General features: G+C 64.5%; 18 protein-coding genes. 6 read left to right on the top strand and 12 right to left on the bottom strand.

What is annotated here, in order from left to right; genetic code table 11:
- Positions 1 to 2 precede the first annotated feature (2 nt).
- The 5 genes from LWC34_RS01845 (at position 3) to guaB (ending at position 6,983) form a co-directional block, all read left to right on the top strand.
- Entirely contained in the window at positions 3 to 497 is a 495-nt protein-coding gene (locus tag LWC34_RS01845; protein WP_233722653.1) for a YbaB/EbfC family nucleoid-associated protein, read from the top strand.
- Positions 494 to 1,240, top strand: a complete 747-nt coding sequence (locus LWC34_RS01840; protein ID WP_233722652.1) for a DUF3137 domain-containing protein — start codon at positions 494 to 496, stop codon at positions 1,238 to 1,240. Before LWC34_RS01845 ends, LWC34_RS01840 begins: the two co-directional genes overlap by 4 nt.
- Positions 1,241 to 1,256: 16 nt before the next feature.
- On the top strand, positions 1,257 to 1,787 hold the full coding sequence (locus LWC34_RS01835) for a hypothetical protein (RefSeq protein WP_233722651.1): 531 nt from the start codon (positions 1,257 to 1,259) through the stop codon (positions 1,785 to 1,787).
- A gap of 180 nt (positions 1,788 to 1,967) precedes the next feature.
- Complete coding sequence (locus LWC34_RS01830) at positions 1,968 to 5,408, top strand: TM0106 family RecB-like putative nuclease (protein WP_233726345.1); 3,441 nt, start codon at positions 1,968 to 1,970, stop codon at positions 5,406 to 5,408.
- A gap of 69 nt (positions 5,409 to 5,477) precedes the next feature.
- The gene (gene guaB / locus LWC34_RS01825) at positions 5,478 to 6,983 is read left to right on the top strand and encodes an IMP dehydrogenase (RefSeq protein ID WP_233722650.1); all 1,506 of its coding nucleotides are present in this window, start codon (positions 5,478 to 5,480) and stop codon (positions 6,981 to 6,983) included.
- A gap of 44 nt (positions 6,984 to 7,027) precedes the next feature.
- On the opposite strand, the gene LWC34_RS01820 is transcribed toward guaB, so the two are convergent.
- From LWC34_RS01820 to LWC34_RS01770, 11 genes are all read right to left on the bottom strand, one after another.
- Complete coding sequence (locus LWC34_RS01820) at positions 7,028 to 8,134, bottom strand: macrolide family glycosyltransferase (protein WP_233722649.1); 1,107 nt, start codon at positions 8,132 to 8,134, stop codon at positions 7,028 to 7,030.
- 9 nt (positions 8,135 to 8,143) lie between these two features.
- Complete coding sequence (locus LWC34_RS01815) at positions 8,144 to 8,791, bottom strand: ABC transporter ATP-binding protein (protein WP_233722648.1); 648 nt, start codon at positions 8,789 to 8,791, stop codon at positions 8,144 to 8,146.
- Entirely contained in the window at positions 8,773 to 9,693 is a 921-nt protein-coding gene (locus LWC34_RS01810; RefSeq protein WP_233722647.1) for an ABC transporter ATP-binding protein, read from the bottom strand. The genes LWC34_RS01815 and LWC34_RS01810 overlap by 19 nt, the downstream gene beginning before the upstream one ends.
- Positions 9,687 to 10,571, bottom strand: coding sequence for an ABC transporter permease (locus tag LWC34_RS01805; protein WP_233722646.1), 885 nt, complete (start codon positions 10,569 to 10,571; stop codon positions 9,687 to 9,689). Before LWC34_RS01805 ends, LWC34_RS01810 begins: the two co-directional genes overlap by 7 nt.
- A complete protein-coding gene (locus tag LWC34_RS01800; RefSeq protein WP_233722645.1) occupies positions 10,564 to 11,526 on the bottom strand; it encodes an ABC transporter permease in 963 nt (320 codons plus the stop codon). Before LWC34_RS01800 ends, LWC34_RS01805 begins: the two co-directional genes overlap by 8 nt.
- Before the next feature lie 8 nt (positions 11,527 to 11,534).
- Positions 11,535 to 13,103, bottom strand: a complete 1,569-nt coding sequence (locus LWC34_RS01795; protein WP_233722644.1) for an ABC transporter substrate-binding protein — start codon at positions 13,101 to 13,103, stop codon at positions 11,535 to 11,537.
- Positions 13,104 to 13,531: 428 nt separating this feature from the next.
- On the bottom strand, positions 13,532 to 14,236 hold the full coding sequence (locus LWC34_RS01790) for a DUF2382 domain-containing protein (protein ID WP_233722643.1): 705 nt from the start codon (positions 14,234 to 14,236) through the stop codon (positions 13,532 to 13,534).
- Between the two features lie 246 nt (positions 14,237 to 14,482).
- Complete coding sequence (locus LWC34_RS01785) at positions 14,483 to 14,881, bottom strand: gas vesicle protein K (RefSeq protein WP_308200076.1); 399 nt, start codon at positions 14,879 to 14,881, stop codon at positions 14,483 to 14,485.
- 6 nt (positions 14,882 to 14,887) lie between these two features.
- A complete protein-coding gene (gvpJ, locus tag LWC34_RS01780) occupies positions 14,888 to 14,989 on the bottom strand; it encodes a gas vesicle protein GvpJ (protein ID WP_233722641.1) in 102 nt (33 codons plus the stop codon).
- Complete coding sequence (locus LWC34_RS01775) at positions 14,986 to 15,861, bottom strand: GvpL/GvpF family gas vesicle protein (RefSeq protein WP_233722640.1); 876 nt, start codon at positions 15,859 to 15,861, stop codon at positions 14,986 to 14,988. Before LWC34_RS01775 ends, gvpJ begins: the two co-directional genes overlap by 4 nt.
- On the bottom strand, positions 15,858 to 16,151 hold the full coding sequence (locus tag LWC34_RS01770) for a gas vesicle protein (RefSeq protein WP_233722639.1): 294 nt from the start codon (positions 16,149 to 16,151) through the stop codon (positions 15,858 to 15,860). The genes LWC34_RS01775 and LWC34_RS01770 overlap by 4 nt, the downstream gene beginning before the upstream one ends.
- A gap of 556 nt (positions 16,152 to 16,707) precedes the next feature.
- Here LWC34_RS01770 and LWC34_RS58650 point away from each other — a divergent pair.
- Entirely contained in the window at positions 16,708 to 17,667 is a 960-nt protein-coding gene (locus LWC34_RS58650; RefSeq protein WP_235728907.1) for an AraC family transcriptional regulator, read from the top strand.
- On the opposite strand, the gene LWC34_RS01760 is transcribed toward LWC34_RS58650, so the two are convergent.
- Positions 17,554 to 18,543, bottom strand: coding sequence for a winged helix-turn-helix domain-containing protein (locus LWC34_RS01760; protein WP_233722638.1), 990 nt, complete (start codon positions 18,541 to 18,543; stop codon positions 17,554 to 17,556). The genes LWC34_RS58650 and LWC34_RS01760 overlap by 114 nt on opposite strands.
- Positions 18,544 to 18,758: the final 215 nt, after the last annotated feature.

Below are 18,758 nucleotides of genomic sequence, written 5' to 3'. Positions count from 1 at the left end.
GCATGACCGAGTGGTCGGAGCGCCTCGCGCGCCGGATCGAATCCATTGACCAGGCGGCAGCGGACAACCGGATGCGCGCCGAGGCGTACCGGCAGATGACCGAGGAACTCAAAGGCGTCGACGGCACCGCGACGTCACCTGACGGTATGGTGACCGTCGTCGCCGGAGCTGGCGGGTCGGTCCAGTCCATCACGTTCAGCGACGCGACAAGGTCGACGGACCCGGCCCTGCTGTCCAAGACGGTGATGCACACCATCGCCAGGGCACAGGCGAACGCGGCCCGTGCGCAGGCCGAAGTGGTCCGGCGCGGGCTGGGTGGTTCAGAGCTGCTCGACCGGGTCTTGGCCGAGGAGGAAACCGTGTTCGGCGACCGGCCGACCCCGGATCCCGGCCCAGGATCTTTGCGGCGAGCACCGGCGCCCGCGCCAGCGCCGACCCGGCCGGGTTACGACGACTACGAGGACGGATTCGACATCTACCAAGGGATGCGTCGTTGAGCCCAAGCCCGATACTGATCATCGCGGTCGTGGTCGGTGGCCTGATAGTGGTCGGCGGCCTGCTCGCCTGGCTGTTCATCTGGATCAAGAAGACCAACGACAGAGAGGAAGCGGGTACGTTCGGCCGTCTCAATGAGGAAGCGCCTCGGAGAGGCTGGAATTACGTTGAACGCGCCGACGATTACGTCGACGTGTTCAACGATGTTGAGCGCTACCCGAAGCTTTCGGAGCCGATCGTCGGGCATGCCGCGTCGCCAACGGCTTTGCAGGCACACGAAGTCCTGACCGGCGAGCACCGCGGCAGGCAGTTCCTCGCGGCGAAGTTCTGGACGTCCAAACCAGCGGACAGCCGCGAAGTCGGCGGCGAGAAGTGGTTCCACGCGATCTGGGTGCACACGCCTGCGCCTCGGCCGACGCTGGATGTTCGTTCGGTGCCAAGGATGCAGAGCGCGGTCGGCTCCGCGCTTGGCATGGGCGACCTGAAGATCGGCCATCCGGAGTTCGATGCCCGCTACCAGGTGACCGCGCAGAACGAGCAGTTCGCTCGTGACGTCCTCAGCCCGCAGTTGATTGACCTGATGCTGAACGATTCCCGGTCGTTCCAAGGGTTCTGGATTCGTGGACAGCAGCTGGAAGTGATCGGCGACGTCGTCGGCGACCACCGCGACCCGGCCCAACTGGTGCCCGCGTTGGACCTTCGTAACGACATCATGGACCGAATCCCGCAGCAGGTCTGGACGTAGCCAATATCCTCGTCCCATGAGGGGATTACTGATTACAGCGTTGACGGCGGCCGCTTTGGCCGCCGTTGCCATGCCAGCGGCCGCCGCGACGCCGCCGACCCGCACCGAGACCGACGTCAAGCGAACCGTGGCCGATCCGGTGGCCTGCGGTGACTATGGCGTCGAATGGAACATCGACCTGCACGCGGTCAACTGGACCTTCTTTGACGACAATGGAAAACGCGTCAAGCTCGTTCAGCATGTCACCGAGGACAACACCATCCGCAACACTGTCACTGGTTTGACGCTCAAGGACAGCCCGGTCGACTTCATGCAGACGTCGACCTTCAACCCGGACACCGGTGTCCGCGAGAAGATCTACATCACCGGCACGTCCGTGAATGTCCGGCGTGGCGACCAGCACCTCGTTGATCGCGGTCCGATCGTGCTCGACGGGCAGACTGGCAAGATCCTGTTCGCCGCCGGGCCGCACCCGATCCGCAGGCAGATGGAAGGCAGCTTCGACATCACCAAGGCGCTGCCAGGGTTCTGCGACATCTTGCGCTGACGCGTGAGCCCTTCCGGTGCCGCGGAGGCCAACTCGCGGTGCCGGAACGGTGGACACGGCCTTCAGCAACGGTGGACACGGTGTGCTGGAATGGTGGACACGCGCGGGGAACACGGGCTCCCGGGTTTTGGCCACTAATGGCGTAATACTTCGTCGGTGCTCGTCACTCCGACCGGTTTGGTGATCTCCCCCGGAGACCTCGTCGACCTGCTGGAATGTGAGCATCGCAGCGTTCTCGACCACGCGCTGGCGATGAAACTCGACGGCGCGCCGCAACCGGCGGAACCGCAGAATCTCCTGGTCGCCAAGCACGGCTTGGCCCATGAGCAGGCGGTTCTCGAGCAACTCGAAGCCCGCTACGAGGTCACCAAGATCGATTTGCCCGCGCCGCAGCCGGACGCCCTGATCAAGGCGGCTGAGCAGACACGGCAGGCGGTCGAAGCCGGTGCACCCGTGATCTACCAGGCCGTTTTCTACGACGGCTCGTTCTACGGCCGCGCGGACTTCCTGATCCGCGACAAGAACGGCGGTTACGAGCCGCACGACACGAAACTCACCCGGCACGCGAAGCCTTCGGCTGTGCTTCAGCTGACCACCTATGCGGCTGCGATCAGGGACGCGGCATATCCGGCAGGCCCGGATATGCACCTGATCCTGGGTGACGGGACCACGCATTCCTATCGTGTCAACGATTTCCTGCCGTTGGCGCACGATCTGCGGGCGAGGCTGGCCGAGCGGCTGGCGAAGCCCGCGCATCTGCCCCAGCAGCTCTGGGCCGACGAACGCGCAGCGTGTGCCACGTGCAAGTTCGGCACGCACTGCGCGTCCGGCAGGGAAAACGACCGTGACCTGTCACTGGTCGCCAACATCCGGGCTGATCAGCGCCGCAAGCTTGCCGCGGCGGGCATGTCGACGATCGACGATCTGGCCAACGCGACCGCGATGGACCGGCCAGCGACCATGTCGGCGGCCACCTACAACGGGTTGCGGTCACAGGCCGCGATCCAGGTCATCCAGGACGCTTCACGCACACCGGACGATCCGGTCGGCAAGGTGGCCTACGAGGTCCTTTCGCCCGAAGTGCTCGCCGCCCTGCCGGAACCGGCCCAAGGCGATGTGTTCTTCGACATGGAAGGCGACCCGTTCGCCTTGGCAGGCCAAGGACTTGAATACCTCTTCGGCGCAGTGACCGTGACCGGCGAGCAAGAAGAGTTCCGGCCGTTCTGGGCGCACAGCCGGATGCAGGAAAAGCAGGCGTTCGAGGACTTCGTCGATTTCGCACTCGAGCGCACGGTGAAGCATCCCGGTTCGCACATCTACCATTACGCGCCCTACGAAGTGAACGCGCTCAAGCGCTTGGCCGCCTTGCACGGCACGCGTGAGGAAGCCGTGGACACGCTGCTGCGGACGGGCGCACTGATCGACCTGTATGCCGTGGTACGCAAAGGACTCCGGGTCTCGCAGCGGTCGTACTCGATCAAATATCTGGAACCCTTGTACATGCCGGACAAGCGTGACGGTGACGTGGTCAACGCCGTGTCCAGCATCGAGGCGTACGAGGAATACCTGACGCTGCTCGCGGCCAATGACATCCCGGAAGCCGAAGCGGTGTTGGACGGGATCAAGGACTACAACGAGTACGACTGCGTGTCCACGCACCGGTTGTATCGCTTCCTACTCCAGGTTCGGACCGAGGCGGGCATCGATCCGCACAAGCCAGAAGAGTCCGAAATGGACGTTCTGATCAACGAGACGGCCGAGGCCGAAGCCGCGGAACGCCGGGCCGAACGCGCGGCACGGATCGCGGCCGTGGTCGACCCGTTGATGGCCGACTTGCCCGAAGACCCAAGCCAGGCAACGGAAGACGAGCAGGCACGGGCATTGCTTGCCGCAGCCGTCGGGTATCACCGGCGCGAAACCAACCCAGCCTGGTGGGACTTCTTCCGTCAAGTCGGCGCTCCTTTGTCCGACCTGGAGTCCGATACCGCTTGCACAGTCCCGGTTACCGTCAGAGCCGAGGACTGGACGGCGCCAAAAGGCCGCGTACGCAACGCCAAACGCCTCTTGCACGCGCGATGCGACCCGGATCGGCCGCACCCGTTCGCACCCAACGAGCAGGTGCGTGTGCTGTACTCGGGAACTCCGGTCAACTGGACGCGCAACGCGAAGGTGATCGAGGAGACGGCCGAGCAGATCACCCTTGAGGAGAGCGCAAAACCGGACGAGACCAGCAACGATGTGCCGATCGCGGTCCTGCCCGGCGACCCGGTGAAGCCGCAGCCGAAAGACGAAGCGGTCTACTCGCTTGCCGAAGGCGTGGTCGAGATCCTGCCGATGCTGCCCGCGCATCCGGGCATCGACCTGTTGCGCAGGCTGCCACCGCAGACCATCAGCGGTGCCCTCCCACAAGGCGAAGACCTTGTCGCCACAGTGATTTCCGCGGTCGACGCGCTGGACGGCTCCACCTTGGCCGTGCAGGGCCCGCCGGGCGCTGGCAAGACGTACCTGGCCGGGCGGTTGATCGCGCACCTGGTCCGCAAGGGCAAGTCGGTCGCGGTCACGTCCAACAGCCACAAGGCCGTCGAGAACGTGCTCAGCTCGGCACTGGCCGCCGGACGGGCGCTTGGCGTGCCGATTCCGTGCGCCAAGCGAGCGAAAGGCATGCCTGCCAAGGATTGCGAATGGGATCAGCCGAAGGACAACAACTCGCTGGTGCGCTGGCGGTCTGACCAGGGCAGCGGGCATCTGGTCGGCGGCACGGCGTGGACGTTCGCCAACGCGGCCATGCGGGAACAGCGGTTCGACGTGTTGATCATCGACGAGGCCGGGCAGTTCGCCCTCGCTGACGCGCTCGCGGTGTCGGCGTGCACCCGTAACCTCGTGCTGCTCGGCGACCCGCAGCAGTTGCCGCAGGTGGTGCAGGGCACGCATCCGGCGGGCGCGGACGCGTCGGCGCTGGGGCATCTTCTCGGTGACGCTGACGTGATTCCGCCGAATCTCGGTTACTTCATGGACCAGACCCGGCGTATGCATCCGGGGGTGTGTGACCCGGTTTCCCTACTTTCGTATGCCGGATTGCTGCACGCGCACCCGACGGCCGCGGAGCGACGCGTCGACGGCATCGAACCTGGCCTGTACACGCAGTATGTCGATCACAGCCACAACATCACGAGCTCGCCCGAGGAAGCCGAAGCCGTGGTGACCGCGGTGAAGTCGCTGGTCGGCCGGACTTGGGTGGACGGCAGCGAGAGCATGCCGCTGACCGACGGCGACATTCTGGTCGTGGCGCCGTACAACTTGCAGGTCAGGATCGTTCGGCGGGCACTGGACGAGGCCGGGTTCACCGAGACGAGGATCGGCACGGTGGACAAGTTCCAAGGCCAGGAAGCGCCCGTGGTGCTTGTCACAATGACGTCGTCCGCAGCGGTCGATCTGCCGCGTGGACTGGACTTTCTGCTGTCGCGCAACCGGCTGAACGTCGCTTTGTCGCGTGCGCAGGCGCTTGCTGTGCTCATCTGTTCGCCGCGGCTCGTGCAGGCGGACATCCGCGACGTCGAACAGATGCGCCTGGTGTCCGGAATGATCGGTTTGCAGCGTGGCGCCCGCCACTGGGGGCACTGACACTTTCTTGGTTGCTCTGCGTGGCGGCTAAGATGGGGGTCACCGTCCTGAGAAAGGCGTCATAGCTCCATGACCAGCGATTTCGACGCTGCGCCGGCCAAGTTCACCACGCTTGGGCTCACCTTCGACGACGTTCTGCTACTGCCCGCCGAATCCGACGTTGTGCCGAGCGGTGTGGACACCTCCACCCAGGTCTCGCGCAACATCCGACTGCGTGTCCCGCTGCTGTCCGCGGCGATGGACACCGTGACCGAGGCACGGATGGCGATCGCCATGGCCCGCCAGGGCGGCATCGGCATCCTCCAGCGCAACCTCTCCATCGAAGATCAAGCCAGGCAGGCCGAAACGGTCAAGCGGTCGGAAGCCGGCATGGTCACGGACCCGGTGACGTGCTCACCGGACGCCACACTGTCCGAAGTGGACGCGATGTGCGCCCGCTACCGCATTTCCGGCCTGCCGGTCACCGACGAGAACGGCAAGCTGATCGGCATCATCACCAACCGCGACATGCGCTTCGAGGTGGACCACACCCGCCCGGTGCGCGAGGTGATGACGCAGGGCCCGCTGGTCACGGCCCAGGTCGGCGTCTCGGCCGACGCGGCGCTGGGGTTGCTGCGCCGCCACAAGATCGAGAAGCTGCCGATCGTGGACGCGGACGGCAGGCTGCACGGCCTGATCACCGTGAAGGACTTCGTCAAGACCGAGCAGTACCCGTTGTCCACCAAGGACCCCGACGGCCGCCTGCTGTGCGGAGCGGCGGTCGGTGTCGGCGAGGACGGCGTGAAGCGCGCCATGGCCCTGGCTGACGCGGGCGTTGACGTGATCATGGTCGACACCGCGCATGGACACGGCCGCAACGTGACCGAGACCGTCGCCCGCCTGAAGAAGGAACTCGGCGACACCGTGGACATCGTCGGCGGCAACGTCGCGACCCGCGCGGGCGCCCAGGCCCTGGTCGACGCGGGCGCGGACGGCGTGAAGGTCGGTGTCGGGCCCGGCTCGATCTGTACGACCCGTGTGGTCGCAGGCGTCGGCGTCCCGCAGATCACGGCGATTTACGAGGCCTCGCTGGCTTGCCGTCCGGCCGGGATCCCGGTGATCGGAGACGGCGGCATCCAGTATTCGGGCGACATCGCCAAGGCCATCGCAGCTGGCGCCAGCTCAGTGATGATCGGCAGCCTGCTCGCGGGCACGGCCGAGTCCCCCGGCGAGCTGATCCTGGTCAACGGCCAGCAGTACAAGACCTACCGGGGCATGGGTTCGCTGGGCGCGATGCAGTCCAGGGGTGAGGCGAAGTCGTACTCCAAGGACCGCTACTCGCAGGATGACGTGCTGTCCGAGGACAAGCTCGTGCCTGAGGGCATCGAAGGCCGCACGCCTTACCGTGGGCCGCTGAAGAACGTGGTGCACCAGCTTGTTGGCGGCCTGCGTGCGGCCATGGGCTACACGGGGTCGCACACGATCGCGGAGCTGCAGGACGCGCAGCTGATCCGGATCACCGCGGCCGGGCTGAAGGAAAGCCACCCACACGACATCACGATGACCGTCGAAGCACCCAACTACAACGCCCGCTGATCCCCCTCGTGAGTGGTTAGCAAGGTTAGAACACGGCTAACCACTCACGACGGATGACCTGGGGTTTTGAGGTAGCTTTCGATCTCGTCAGCGCCTCTTACGGCCCCTCCGCTTTTGGCTATCACCGCTCGCATCCGGTCCAGATTCGCGCGGACGTCTGGGTCTGTGCTCACCTTGGCCACTGCGGCCTTCAGGTCGTTGCCGCGCTGTGCTCCCAGGCCCATTTCGACCACTCGGTCCGCGTTCGACTTCTGCTCGGGTGTCATCGGCACCACGACCAGTGGCACCGCGTGGCTCAGGGCCTCCATCACCGAGTTCATGCCGCCATGCGTGACGAACGCGCTGGCCTGCTTGAGCACCGCGACCTGCGGAAACCGTGGCCGGATGTCGAAATTCGACGGAACAGCGCCAAGTTCCGCGTCGCCGACGGTCATCGCCACGTGCCAATCGGTGTCCCCGAACATCTCGATGCACCTTCGGTAGAAGGCGATATCGGTGAACACCGAGCCAAGTGAGATGTACAGCAACGGTTTCCCGCGTGGCGCCCACTCTTCCTGAGCACGATCACCGAGAAGCGGTCCGATGAACCGGAACCTGTCGTCGAACGAGTCGACGGCAGGCTGGAAATCGCGTGGTAGGAACACGAGGTTCAGCCGCTGCGGAACCTCCCACGTGCCTGCGAAGTCAAGCGGCACACCGTGTTCGGCCGAGAACCGGTCACACATGGCTTCGATTTCCGTGGTGTCCAGGCCCGTGATCATTGTTTCATGCAACGGAAACGCATCGTTGGCAGCGAAGTGCGGGACGGTCCGCACGGCCGGAATGCCGAGTTTCTCGGCGACCAACCGGGCGGGCCAGTTGGTCGTGTCGTAGATGATCGCGTCCGGTCTCCGGTTCGTGCAGTGGTCCAGCAGGATCGGATACGTCCGGCTCAGCGAAGTGAAGAAATGCTTCAGCCACGCAGCCAGGATGTTGTCGCCCACCGGGAAATCCGGCTGCATCTTCGGCAGTTGAACGTGCGTGGAACCGGCACCGACGGGCTCTTCCGTCGCATATTCGACCTGGTGGCCGCGCCGGACGAGCTCAGTGACAAGCGGCAACGTCGGAGTGATATGGCCTTGACCCGTCAGCGTGACGAACAGCAAGCGCATGAATCCACATTACGGATTCAGCTGCCTGACTTCATCCGCCCAACGATCAAGCAGCCGCATGTCATGCGAGATCGCCAGCACACCAGCCGCTGAATCCTTTTGATAGTCCCGAATCACCGCGACCAACGCTGCCGTTGTCGACGCGTCGAGCATCGTGGTCATCTCGTCACAGACGAGATATGCTGGCCGCAAAGCCAAAGCACGCGCCAAACAAGCGCGCTGCAGTTGCCCGTCACTGACCTCGTGGGCACGCCGGTTCAGCAAATCCGGAGTCAGCGCCACAAAGTCTGCGAGTTCGTCCACCCGATCGGGTTTGCCGTTGGCACGAGAAGGCTCGGCGATGACTTGCCGCAATGTCATCCGTGGATCGACGGACAACCGAGGCTGCTGGAACAACACGCCTATCCGAGTCCGGAACTCCCGTGGCGCGCGATACCGAAACCCGTCAACCACAGACCCATCAATGGTCACAGTTCCCGAGAAAGGCTTGTGCAGCAACGACACCACCCTGGCCAGAGTGGATTTGCCGCTACCGCTCGGCCCAGCGAGACCAATGGTCGCACCCGGCGAGATTGCCAGCGAAATGTCCGCGATCACCGGCTGGCGAGGGCGATAACCGGCGGTGATGGCCGTGGCGCTCAGCATGGCTGGTGACACGCGACGAGGTGACCGTTGACTCCGGTCAACTGTGGACGGTCGGCGCATTCGTCGGTCACGCGGTCACATCGAGGGGTGAACGCGCAGCCAGGCGGCAAGTCGGTAAGCACAGGCGGCAGTCCTGGGATCGGTGTGAAAGCCCGGTCAGGCAAGGAATCGACCAGGCCTCGGGCGTACGGATGGCGTGGTGCGTCAAGGACTTCCGAGGCTGGCCCGACCTCAATGAAACGACCGGCGTACATCACGGCGATCCGGTCGGCCACGCGCCGGGCAGCCGCCAAGTCGTGCGTGATGAGCAGAACGGCCCGGCCGTCGGCCACAAGCGCACGCAATTCGGCCACCAAGGCGTCGACCAAAGCCCTGTCCAGGCCGGTCGTTGGCTCGTCAGCGATGATCAACCACGGATCGCCAGCCAAGGCCAACGCGGTAGCCACCCGTTGCGCCATGCCACCGGACAGCTGGTGCGGATACAAGTCCAAATCAGCGGGTTTGAGACCGGCGCGAGCCGCAATGGAATCCGCGGACGGCCGCGACGCCGCCGGATGCAGGAAACGCAGCGCCTCATCCAGTTGCGCACGGGCCGTACGGACGGGCGTGAGATGCGCGGCCGGGCTCTGTGGCACAAGCCCGATCTGCCTGCCACGGACCTGCTGGCTCAGCACATGATCAGGCGCGGACAACAGGTCGATGCAGCCGAGCATCGCGCTCCCGGCGACCTCCGCATTCCCAGGCAGGAACCCGAGCAGCGCACTCGCCAGCACCGACTTGCCGCACCCACTTTCGCCGACGAATGCCACGCATTCGCCGGGAGAGATGGAAAACGACACATCGCTGACCGCGGAAACCTTGGCCTCCGGCAACGTGAACCGGACCGAAAGCGAGTCGACGACCAGATCTACCATGACAACTCCGAGCGACGCCGAGGGTTGAGCCGGTCCCGCCACACGCCGCTGAGCCCTGAGATCGCCAGCGTCGCGATCACCAGAATCAGCCCTGGCGCCAAGGACATCCACCAGCCGCCGGTCAGCAACGACCGCTTGGCATCGTTGATCATATTGCCAATGCTGGCCATATGCGGCGGCATGCCAAGGCCGAGGAAGGACAACGCGGTCTCGTGCCACACCGCATGCGGGATCATCAATGTCGTGGCCAGCAGAACCTGCGGAGCCACGTTAGGCAGCAGATGCTTGCCCATCACGCGCAGCCGTGACGATCCTCCGGCGATCGCGGCGTCGATGAACGGCCTGCCGCGCAACGAAAGGATCTCCGATCGCACGATTCGTGCCGACGAAAGCCAGTGCGTCAGTCCAATTGAGATGATAACGGACGTCAGGCTCGGACCAAGCACTGCGACGATCACTATGCCTAGCAACAGGTGCGGCACGGACGCGACCGTGTCGACCAATCGCATCAGCAGCCGATCCACCCAGCCGCCCGCAGCCCCGGCAAGCGCGCCGATCAACGTGCCCAGGACCGTCGACACCAACGCGGCCACGATGCCGACCATCAACGAGACGCGCAGTCCGTAGATCACGCGCAGCAACACGTCCCGGCCCATTTCGTCGGTGCCGAACGGGTGCGCGAAACTCGGTGCCTGGTTGGCGATGGCCAGATCGACGAACTGCTCGTTCAGGTTGACCACCAACGGCACCACAATGACCGTGATGGCCAGGACGCCAAGGATGATGGTCGACGACAGCAGCCGAACGCGTGGCGATTTCGGCGCCGCGGCGACCGCGACGCGTGATCGCGTAACCCGGCGCCATGAAGTGTCAACCATCGAACCCCACCCTCGGGTCAGTCAACGCGTAGAGCACGTCAGCGATCAGATTGCCCAGCAACACCGCCGCAGTGGCAAGCAGTGTCAGCGCGCCGAGCAACGCGAAGTCGACGTTCAACGCAGCGTCCACAGTGGCCTTCGCGATCCCCGGCCACGAGAACACCGTCTCCACCAACAAGGCGCCACTGATCAGTTCCGGCAACCGTGAGCCAAGCAAGGTCAGGAATGGCAACAGCGATGTGCGCAGCGCGTGCCCGAGAACCACGGTCCGGTCAGGCAATCCTCGCGCCCGCGCGCCGATCACGTAATCCTGCGTCAACGATTCCATCAGGTTCTGCCGGATGAACAACGCGAACCACGGCGCCTGCGAGATGGCCAGTACCGCGGCAGGAAGGATGATGTGCCGGACCAACTGGCCGAGATCAAGCGCTTGGTCGCCGTCGGTGAGTCCACCGCCCGGTAACCACTGCAGTTGCTGGGCGAAGATGAACAACGCGCCGAGACCGAGCCAGAAGACCGGCGCGGCTTCCAGGACGTAGGAGCCGGACGTGATCGCCCGGTCCAGCCAGCCGCCCTGCCGCCACGCGGCGAGCGTTCCCAGGACCAGCCCGAGCACGAGGGCCATCCCGAACCCGACCGCTAAGAGCAGCGTTGACCAGCCAAGACGGTCACCGATCACCTGGGAAACAGGTTGCTGCAAGGACAAGGAGTCGCCGAAGTCGCCGGTGATCGCGTTGCCGAGCCAGGCCGTGTACTGCTCGACAACAGGTTTGTCGACGCCCCAGTTCTCCCGGATCTGCGCGACCCGCTCGGGGTCGGCGCCGATGATCCGTACCCCGAAATACCGCTCGACCGGGTCGAACGGCGACGCCTTGGCCAGCAGGAACAGCCCGAAGCTGACGATCAACAGAACCGGGACAGCGAACAAAAGGCGCCTCAGAACCAGCTTGCCCATGCCGGTTTTCATTTCGGTGACCAGTGTTCAATGTTCCACCAGACCGCGTGAACCATGCCGTGGTCATGCGGTTCGACCTGCTCTTCGAGCCCGGTCCACTTGTCCCGCATGACATACGTGTGGTCGAGGAAAACCAGGAACGCCCAGCCAGGATCCGCGACGAACGCCTTCTGGAAGTCCTTGTACGCCTGCTTGCGGGCAGCGCGATCCAGGTTCTTCCGGGCTTCGTCGAGAGCCGTGTCCACCTGAGAGTTCTTATATAGCGTCATGTTGACATAGCCGGACTGTCCACTGTAGCGCGAGTGCAGCAGGGTGTAGGCCGCCGTGTCCGGGTCATAGGGGTCGCCGCCGCCCCAGATAGCCGCGGTTTCCTTCTGGCGTTGCAACATCAGCTCGAACGTGGTCGCTTCGACGGGTGCGTCGATTCCAAGCTTGGCCAGGTCACTGCCGACCGCGAGCGCGAGGTCTTTGCGCAGCGAGTCCTCGGCCGGGTACAGGATCGGCAGCCGTGCGGGCTGGCCGTCCTTGGCGCGCTTGCCGTCCGATCCGATTACCCACCCGGCCAGGTCCAGTATCGCGCCAGCTTTCTGCGGGTCGAAGTCGAACTTGGCTGCCGGGTCGTACCATTCGGCGAGGTATGGCGAGATCGGTGTGGCGGCGGGCTTTCCGGCGCCCGCGAGGACGGTGTCGATCATCGCCTGCCGGTTGATGCCGGTGTTGATGGCGACGCGGACGTTCGGGTCCTTCGTGAACGGCAACTCCGACGGAATCCCCAGCCCCCGGTAATCCGCGGACGGGTTCTGCACGATCTTGTACCCGGCCTTGTCCCGATAGGTCTGCGCCAACCTCGGCGGCAGGACGGTGGCGTCGAACTCGCCGGAGGCCATGCGGGTTGCGCGCGCGTTGTCGTCGGTGATGTAGACGAAGGTGACGGTCTTGATGTTCGGTTTGGTGTCCCAGTGGGTTTCGTTGGCCTTGAGGACCATCCGGTCGCCCTTGCGCCACTGGTTCACCGTGTACGGACCGGTCCCGATGGGAGCGGTGTTGAACGGCGCCGCATTGATGTCCACGCCATCAAAAGCCTTACGCGGCACGATGCCCAGGGTCAACGTCTGGTCGAAGGGCGCATAGGGGTACTTCAGTTTGAAGACGACTGTGCTGTCGTCGGTTGCCTGGACATCGGCGAGGGCGTCGTAACGGGAGGCGATGGTCGAGTTGACCTTGGGGTCGAGGACCGACTTGTAGGTGAACGCCACGTCTTGCGCGGACAACGGTGCGCCGTCGGAGAACTTGACTCCTTGCCGGAGTTTCGCCGTCCATGTCAGGCCGTCCGCCGATGTTTCGGGGAGCTCGACGGCCAGGCCTGGCGTCAGTTTGAGCTTGGCGTCCCTGTCGAGGAGGCCATCGAAGATCTTGGCGGCGCCATCGGGCGCGTATCCCAGGATCGGGTTGAGGTTGTCCGGCTCCTGACCTGCACCGATGACAATGGAAGGCGGCCCAGCCGGCCCCTGCCGAGCAACCGAGCACCCCGTCCCCACCAGCGCACCAAGCAAGACCAACCCGATGACCGTTCGCATACGGCCATCTCAGCCTAGTAACCAGTCATTTGCAATAAGCGACATATCACCACCCCAACCCCCACCCCCACCACTCCACCCGCCGTGTCCACCACTCCAACACACCGTGTCCACCACTCCGACACACAGAAATGCACCTTCCAGCACACCGTGTCCACCGTTCCGGCACACCGTGTCCACCATTCCGACACACCGTGTCCACCGTTCCGACACACCGTGTCCACCGTTCCAGCACACCGTGTCCACCTTTGCCTGACCCCGCGTCCACCACTCGGCATCTGCGGCGGAGCACCCAGGCTGCGAATCCATGGTGGCGCAACGGGCCAACCATGCGGCCGAGCAGGCATTTCATGGTTCTGGAACGTGCATTTCATTGTGTCGGAACGGTGGACACACTGTGCTGGAACGGTGGACACGGCTGGGTTGGGTCAGCGCTTCGTGTCGCGGCGTTTCGCGTCGTTGTCCACGTCTATCCGCTCCTTGCGGACCTTCTCGCGGATCTGTTGCTGCTCGGTCACTTCCTCGGTCCTCATCCGGACCTGCTCCACCGGCACCGCTTCCTTCGCCACCACCGGTTTCTCCGCGTGCAGCACGACTTCCTGTTCTTCTTCGGAGATTTTGGCCTTGCCCGCGTGGCTGGCGTCGACCGGTTCGCGCTCGATCCTGATCTCTTCGTGCGACACGGGTACCGTGACCTGCTGCTCCTCGGTCACCACGTGCTTGCGCAGCCGCACCCGGCCTGACTCGACCCGCTGTGTGCCGACGTTCAACTGCTCTTCCGACCGGGTCATCACCTGCTCGCCCTGGCGCGGAGCGTTCTCGCCGGTTCGCTGCGTGGGCATGCCGTAGTACTCGTACAAACCCATGCTTTCCTTTGGCGACAGCCTTCCGTCCGCTTCTATCCGCGGGGCATCTTTGATCTTGTCCTTGCCCCAGTTGACGTGCAGGCCGTCGTTCCCTGATGTCGCACCCATCAGCGGGACGAAGCTTTCCTTGTGACCAAACAGGCCAGTGTGGACCGTAACCCACTCCGGCTGCTGCGATTCCTCGCTCACGTACACCGTCGCGACCCGGCCGACGCGCTCGCCCGTGGTGTCGTACACGTCGCTGCCAACGAGTTCCTGCGGTCCCATGCCTTCACCTTCCGTGTCTATAAAGGACATCATTCGGAAGTCCACAGTCCACTGAGTACCCAACGCCCGCAAACCGAGTGGCACCCGGCAACCAAGAACCACAACGAAAACGGACACCCTCAGCAAGAACACGACCATCAAGGCGAGTGGTTTACCCACGCGAAGCGCGGGTAAGGACCCGACACTACAACGCGTACCCGCGAGACTTGTGGGTGACAGCGGACTCGAAAGCAGGTTTCGAAAGAACTACCAGCCCCACCGCGACGCGGCGACAGGTGTAAGAAAACTGTACGCGGGTAACGGCGCCACGAACTCGGCAGAAAGCCCGGCAACAAGAGCACGAGCTTTCTCCACGTCCGCCAACGGAATCAAGAAGGTCCGACGCGCAGTCCCCGGTAAACTGACCGGCTCCCTGGCCAGATCCGCGACCGACGCGAGCACATACTCGCACACGCCGAGCACCGACCGGAGCTCAGCGAGCTGTTCACGCACCGCCATCAGGGCCTGGCCCGGCCGTTCGATGTCGTCGTCGGTCAGCGAACCGGCGGCCACTCGGCGGATGGCCTGACGTTCGAGTAACTCGGCGATGACTTCGAGCGCGGCGACCACCAGCTTGCCGAGGCCTTGGCCCGCGTCGGCTGGGATCCGGCGTCACTCATCGATCCCGGCCAGCGAGATGATCACGTCACCGGTGATCACCGCGCCCGCGCCGACGATCCGGTCGAGCAAGTCCGCCAGGGAAGGTTGGTTCACTGTTGAACCGCCAGTTCGATCCGGGTGAACGAATACGGTGGCCACGGCCCGGTCGTGTGCACGGTCGCACCAAGTCGTTCCAGCGGCTCGGAAAGCCGAGTCACGCTGTCCCGAAACGACGTCTCGTTGTCCTGCGGCACAAGGTACGCGGCATCGAGCAAGGTATGCGGCCGCTGCTCACGACAAGCCGCGTCGGTGGCCTGCCGCTGGAGCTTGTCGTGCATCGACTGCGCGGCTTTCGCCTGATCCTGGTCACGAGAAAGCGCGCTTTGCCGATGCCGCAGGTATTCCGTGCCAGAAAGGCCCTCGGACGAAGTCTCCGGAGGGACAGGCGACTCGACCCGCACACCCCACTCGCAATGCCCAGCGACACGATCGAGCCAGGTCAACGCCTCCTCCCGACGTTCCCGAAGCAGATCCAACGCCGCCTGCTCACCCGTCACGACCGTGCCGAACCGCAACGGCAGCACGGGTTCGTGCTCGAACACAGCCCGCACAACGGCGTCGTGTTCACGAGCGAGCGTCGCCAGCGCACTGTCCTCCACAGGATCGGCTTCGAGATTGGTGAACTGCGCGAGGTCCACGTCAGCCACAACGGCGCCAACCCCATCATGGGCGATCAGCCTCGGCGACACGGCAGTACGCAGCGCCGGAAGTTTGATCTCGCACTCGCGGGTGATCGCGTAGACGCACAGGCCTTTGTCGGCGCTTTCCAGCTGCGGTGGCCGGTAGGGCTTGAGCGCCTCGGCGATGATCGCGTTGACGAGCCGTTCGGACAATACTTCGACCGCCTTGGACCTGGCCAGCCGCAAGGCTTCGGCGAGAACCTGTGGCGCGTGTTGCCGGGCGAGTAGGTCGATCTCAGCGCTCACGCCGCACCCTCCGCCGCCGCGCGCTCCAACTCGGCGACCCGGCCGCGCAGTTGCTCAAGCTCGCCGATTGGCTGGACGGTTCGCGGCGCGAAGAACGGATCGCCTGTCCACCAGTCCATGCCCAGCTCCTTCGCGGTGGACGCGGACGCGATGAACAGACGTACCCGCAGCGTCAGCAGTTCGATGTCGACGACGTTGACCGCGATGTCCCCGACGATGACGACGCCTTTGTCCAGCACCCGTTCAAGGACGTCGGCGAGTGAACTCGAACTATTCTCCACAGTGGACATACCTGCCTAGATGTCAATGGTGCCACGCGTATAGCGCCGGAGTCGTTCACAGGACACCAGTGCGCCGCCCGCACGCCCGTGACACCGTCCGGTTGGCTGAACTGCTCGGTTGCCAGGTGGATCGCGGTGACCGCCGTAAGGGGTGGGCGGCGGTCCCGGCGAGCCCGGAATCGACGGTTTCGGTTCATCAGACGATGGCACATTCATCGGAATCGTGATCGGTCTCCGAGAAACCGCGTTGTCCCCGTTCCGATGGCAACTCCCCAACGGCTGGCATGGCGGTTACGTGAGTTGTCGCAGTCTCCGGCCCCTGCTGGCGGAGTGCCATTACGGCCGTTTCCGTAAAACTCGACTACTAGGCGTATTCAGTCACAAGTGGGTAACTCGGTAAGGACTATTTACTATCGGTTGGAATCGGCCGAAGATCCCACGACTAGGCGCTGGTCCTATCGGGTGATATACGTAAACCGACTGGGGGTGACCATGATCCTGTTCGAAGGCCAAGACGTCGAGGAAGTGCACGAGGTGGTGAGCACCCCACGTCGCCCCGCACCGGCTGAGGGTCATCGAGGACCGTGAACTCAACGGCCGGTTCGTCACCTCGCACGTCGGCCCGGTCTCAGCGTTCACGCTCGGTTACGGCGCGACCGTCGAAATCCGGCCTGGCGAACTGCCGGACATCTACAACATCCATATCCCGCTCACCGGGCACGGCACCATCTGGGTGGACGGGCGCCAAGTCGCGACCGAGGACAGCATGATCGGCCCGGGCCAGCGCCTGGACATGCGGTGGAGCGCGGACAGCGACACGCTGATCCTGCGCATCGCCCGTGCGGCGGTCGATGAGGCGCTCGGCAAGCGACTCGGCGATATTCCAGCGGCGCCAATCCACTTCGACGCCGACTTGCACCACGCCGCGACCGGCTCATGGCTGGCGGCCGCGCGGATCTTCGGTGAGAGCGCCGGAGCCGGACTGCTCGCCCAGTCCCCCTTGGCCGCAGGGCATTTCGAGCAACTGCTTGTCCAAGGCCTGCTGGACAGCCAGCCGCACACGTTGACCGATCACCTGACCGAACCGGGCACTATGGACCTGCCCGCGGTGCTGCGGCGGGCGATGGCGTTCTGCGAGGAACGGGCGGGCGACCCGATCTCCATCGCCGACATCGCCATCGCCGCGCACACCGGCGTCCGATCGTTGCAGCGGTTGTTCAAGACCCGGCTGGAGATGAGCCCACTGGAGTACCTGCAGCGGGTCCGCCTCGACCGCGCGCACCAGGACCTCGTGGCACTACGTGGAACCGTGGCCGAGGTGGCGATGCGCTGGGGCTTCACGCACCTCGGCCGGTTCTCCGCGCTGTACCGCAAGTCCTACGGACACACCCCCAGTGAATCCGTCCGTCGGTCAGCTCACGGCCAGCAAGCTGGCGCCACGCGAGGACAATTTGTGTACCGCGGCCCCGTTTGCACGATGGGTGATCACGAGTCCGGCGTCGCGCAACACAGTGGCGTGCTGTGACGCGCCCGCAACGGAAATGCCGATCGCCTTGGCCAGCTCGGAAGTGTTGACCCGCGGCGCTTCGGCGATCGTGCGCAACACGTTCGCCCTGGTCCGGCCAAGCAGCGCGATCAACGACTCCGGCCGTGGCGCGGAACGCTGTGTGCTGCCGCCGACCGGTCCGCACCAACCGAGTTCCCGCTCAACGGGATAGACGAGAATCGGCTGGCGTTCCGGATCGGCCAGGCTGACCGGGCTCTGCCAGCAGAAGAACGACGGCATCAGCGTCAGGCCACGGCCCTGCAGGTAGATGTCGTGCTCGACCGGGTAGTCGATCTCCAGAATCGGCGCCCGCCACTTCATCGTCGGATGCAACATCGTGAGCATGCTCTCGATCCCGCAGTCTGTGGTCAGCTCCGCGCGCTTGTTGCGGTCGGCGCGGACGTGCGCGCGAATCGTCTGCCAGTGCGGCTGCAGAACGTCTTCGTGATAACGCCTGATGCTGTTCGCCAACTGGCGCATCGCGTTCGCGTCGCCGTCGGCGATGCCGACGACCCACGTCGGCAGCCGGGTCTCGGCCGCCAGCAGCTCAATGTCGCTACGCAGCACGGTTTTGGCCGTACTGAGCAAGGTTTCCAGTGCTGTTTCGAGGTCAGCGGAGTCCACTGTGGGCGTCAGGAAATCCGGTGAATACCCCTTCGGCGGCGCCAATGTCGCGAGCACGGTCGCTGACGACCGCATCGACGACCGTGCCTGGCGGCGCCAGTTGTCGAACATCAGCGAACCGTGACCGCTCTGCAGCAAATGCATGCTCAAGAGCACTTCCCACAGCGGATGCGGTTCGGCCCGGACGCGAATCCGGGCCAGATCGTCCGCCGTGAAATGGATGCGCAGCACTCGTCCCCCCGCAAACCGAGTTGTTGACCGGCATCCCCCGCGCCGGCCAAGGAAAACGATAGCGATCGACACCTGGCCGTGGATATCCACTTGGCGACAAGTTCGCTGTCGCCAAGTGGATATTCATCGCGTAGCCGCGCGCCGCAACCATCCCATGATCAACTCTTTGCCCGCATCACCTTTCATGAATACCTGAAACCTCGTGATGATCATCG

It is taken from the genome of Kibdelosporangium philippinense, from assembly GCF_021390435.2.
GTDB lineage: Bacteria > Actinomycetota > Actinomycetes > Mycobacteriales > Pseudonocardiaceae > Kibdelosporangium > Kibdelosporangium philippinense.
Note: the sequence above shows the minus strand (reverse complement) of the source record. Positions and strands in the feature narration are given on the sequence as shown.

Coding starts and splice junctions, on each gene's coding strand:
- LWC34_RS01845 (WP_233722653.1), top strand. CDS start 3: ATGACCGAGTGGTCGGAGCGCCTCGCGCGCCGGATCGAATCCATTGAC.
- LWC34_RS01835 (WP_233722651.1), top strand. CDS start 1,257: ATGAGGGGATTACTGATTACAGCGTTGACGGCGGCCGCTTTGGCCGCC.
- guaB (WP_233722650.1), top strand. CDS start 5,478: ATGACCAGCGATTTCGACGCTGCGCCGGCCAAGTTCACCACGCTTGGG.
- LWC34_RS01820 (WP_233722649.1), bottom strand. CDS start 8,134: ATGCGCTTGCTGTTCGTCACGCTGACGGGTCAAGGCCATATCACTCCG.
- LWC34_RS01810 (WP_233722647.1), bottom strand. CDS start 9,693: ATGGTAGATCTGGTCGTCGACTCGCTTTCGGTCCGGTTCACGTTGCCG.
- LWC34_RS01805 (WP_233722646.1), bottom strand. CDS start 10,571: ATGGTTGACACTTCATGGCGCCGGGTTACGCGATCACGCGTCGCGGTC.
- LWC34_RS01800 (WP_233722645.1), bottom strand. CDS start 11,526: ATGGGCAAGCTGGTTCTGAGGCGCCTTTTGTTCGCTGTCCCGGTTCTG.
- LWC34_RS01795 (WP_233722644.1), bottom strand. CDS start 13,103: ATGCGAACGGTCATCGGGTTGGTCTTGCTTGGTGCGCTGGTGGGGACG.
- LWC34_RS01790 (WP_233722643.1), bottom strand. CDS start 14,236: ATGGGACCGCAGGAACTCGTTGGCAGCGACGTGTACGACACCACGGGC.
- LWC34_RS01770 (WP_233722639.1), bottom strand. CDS start 16,151: ATGTCCACTGTGGAGAATAGTTCGAGTTCACTCGCCGACGTCCTTGAA.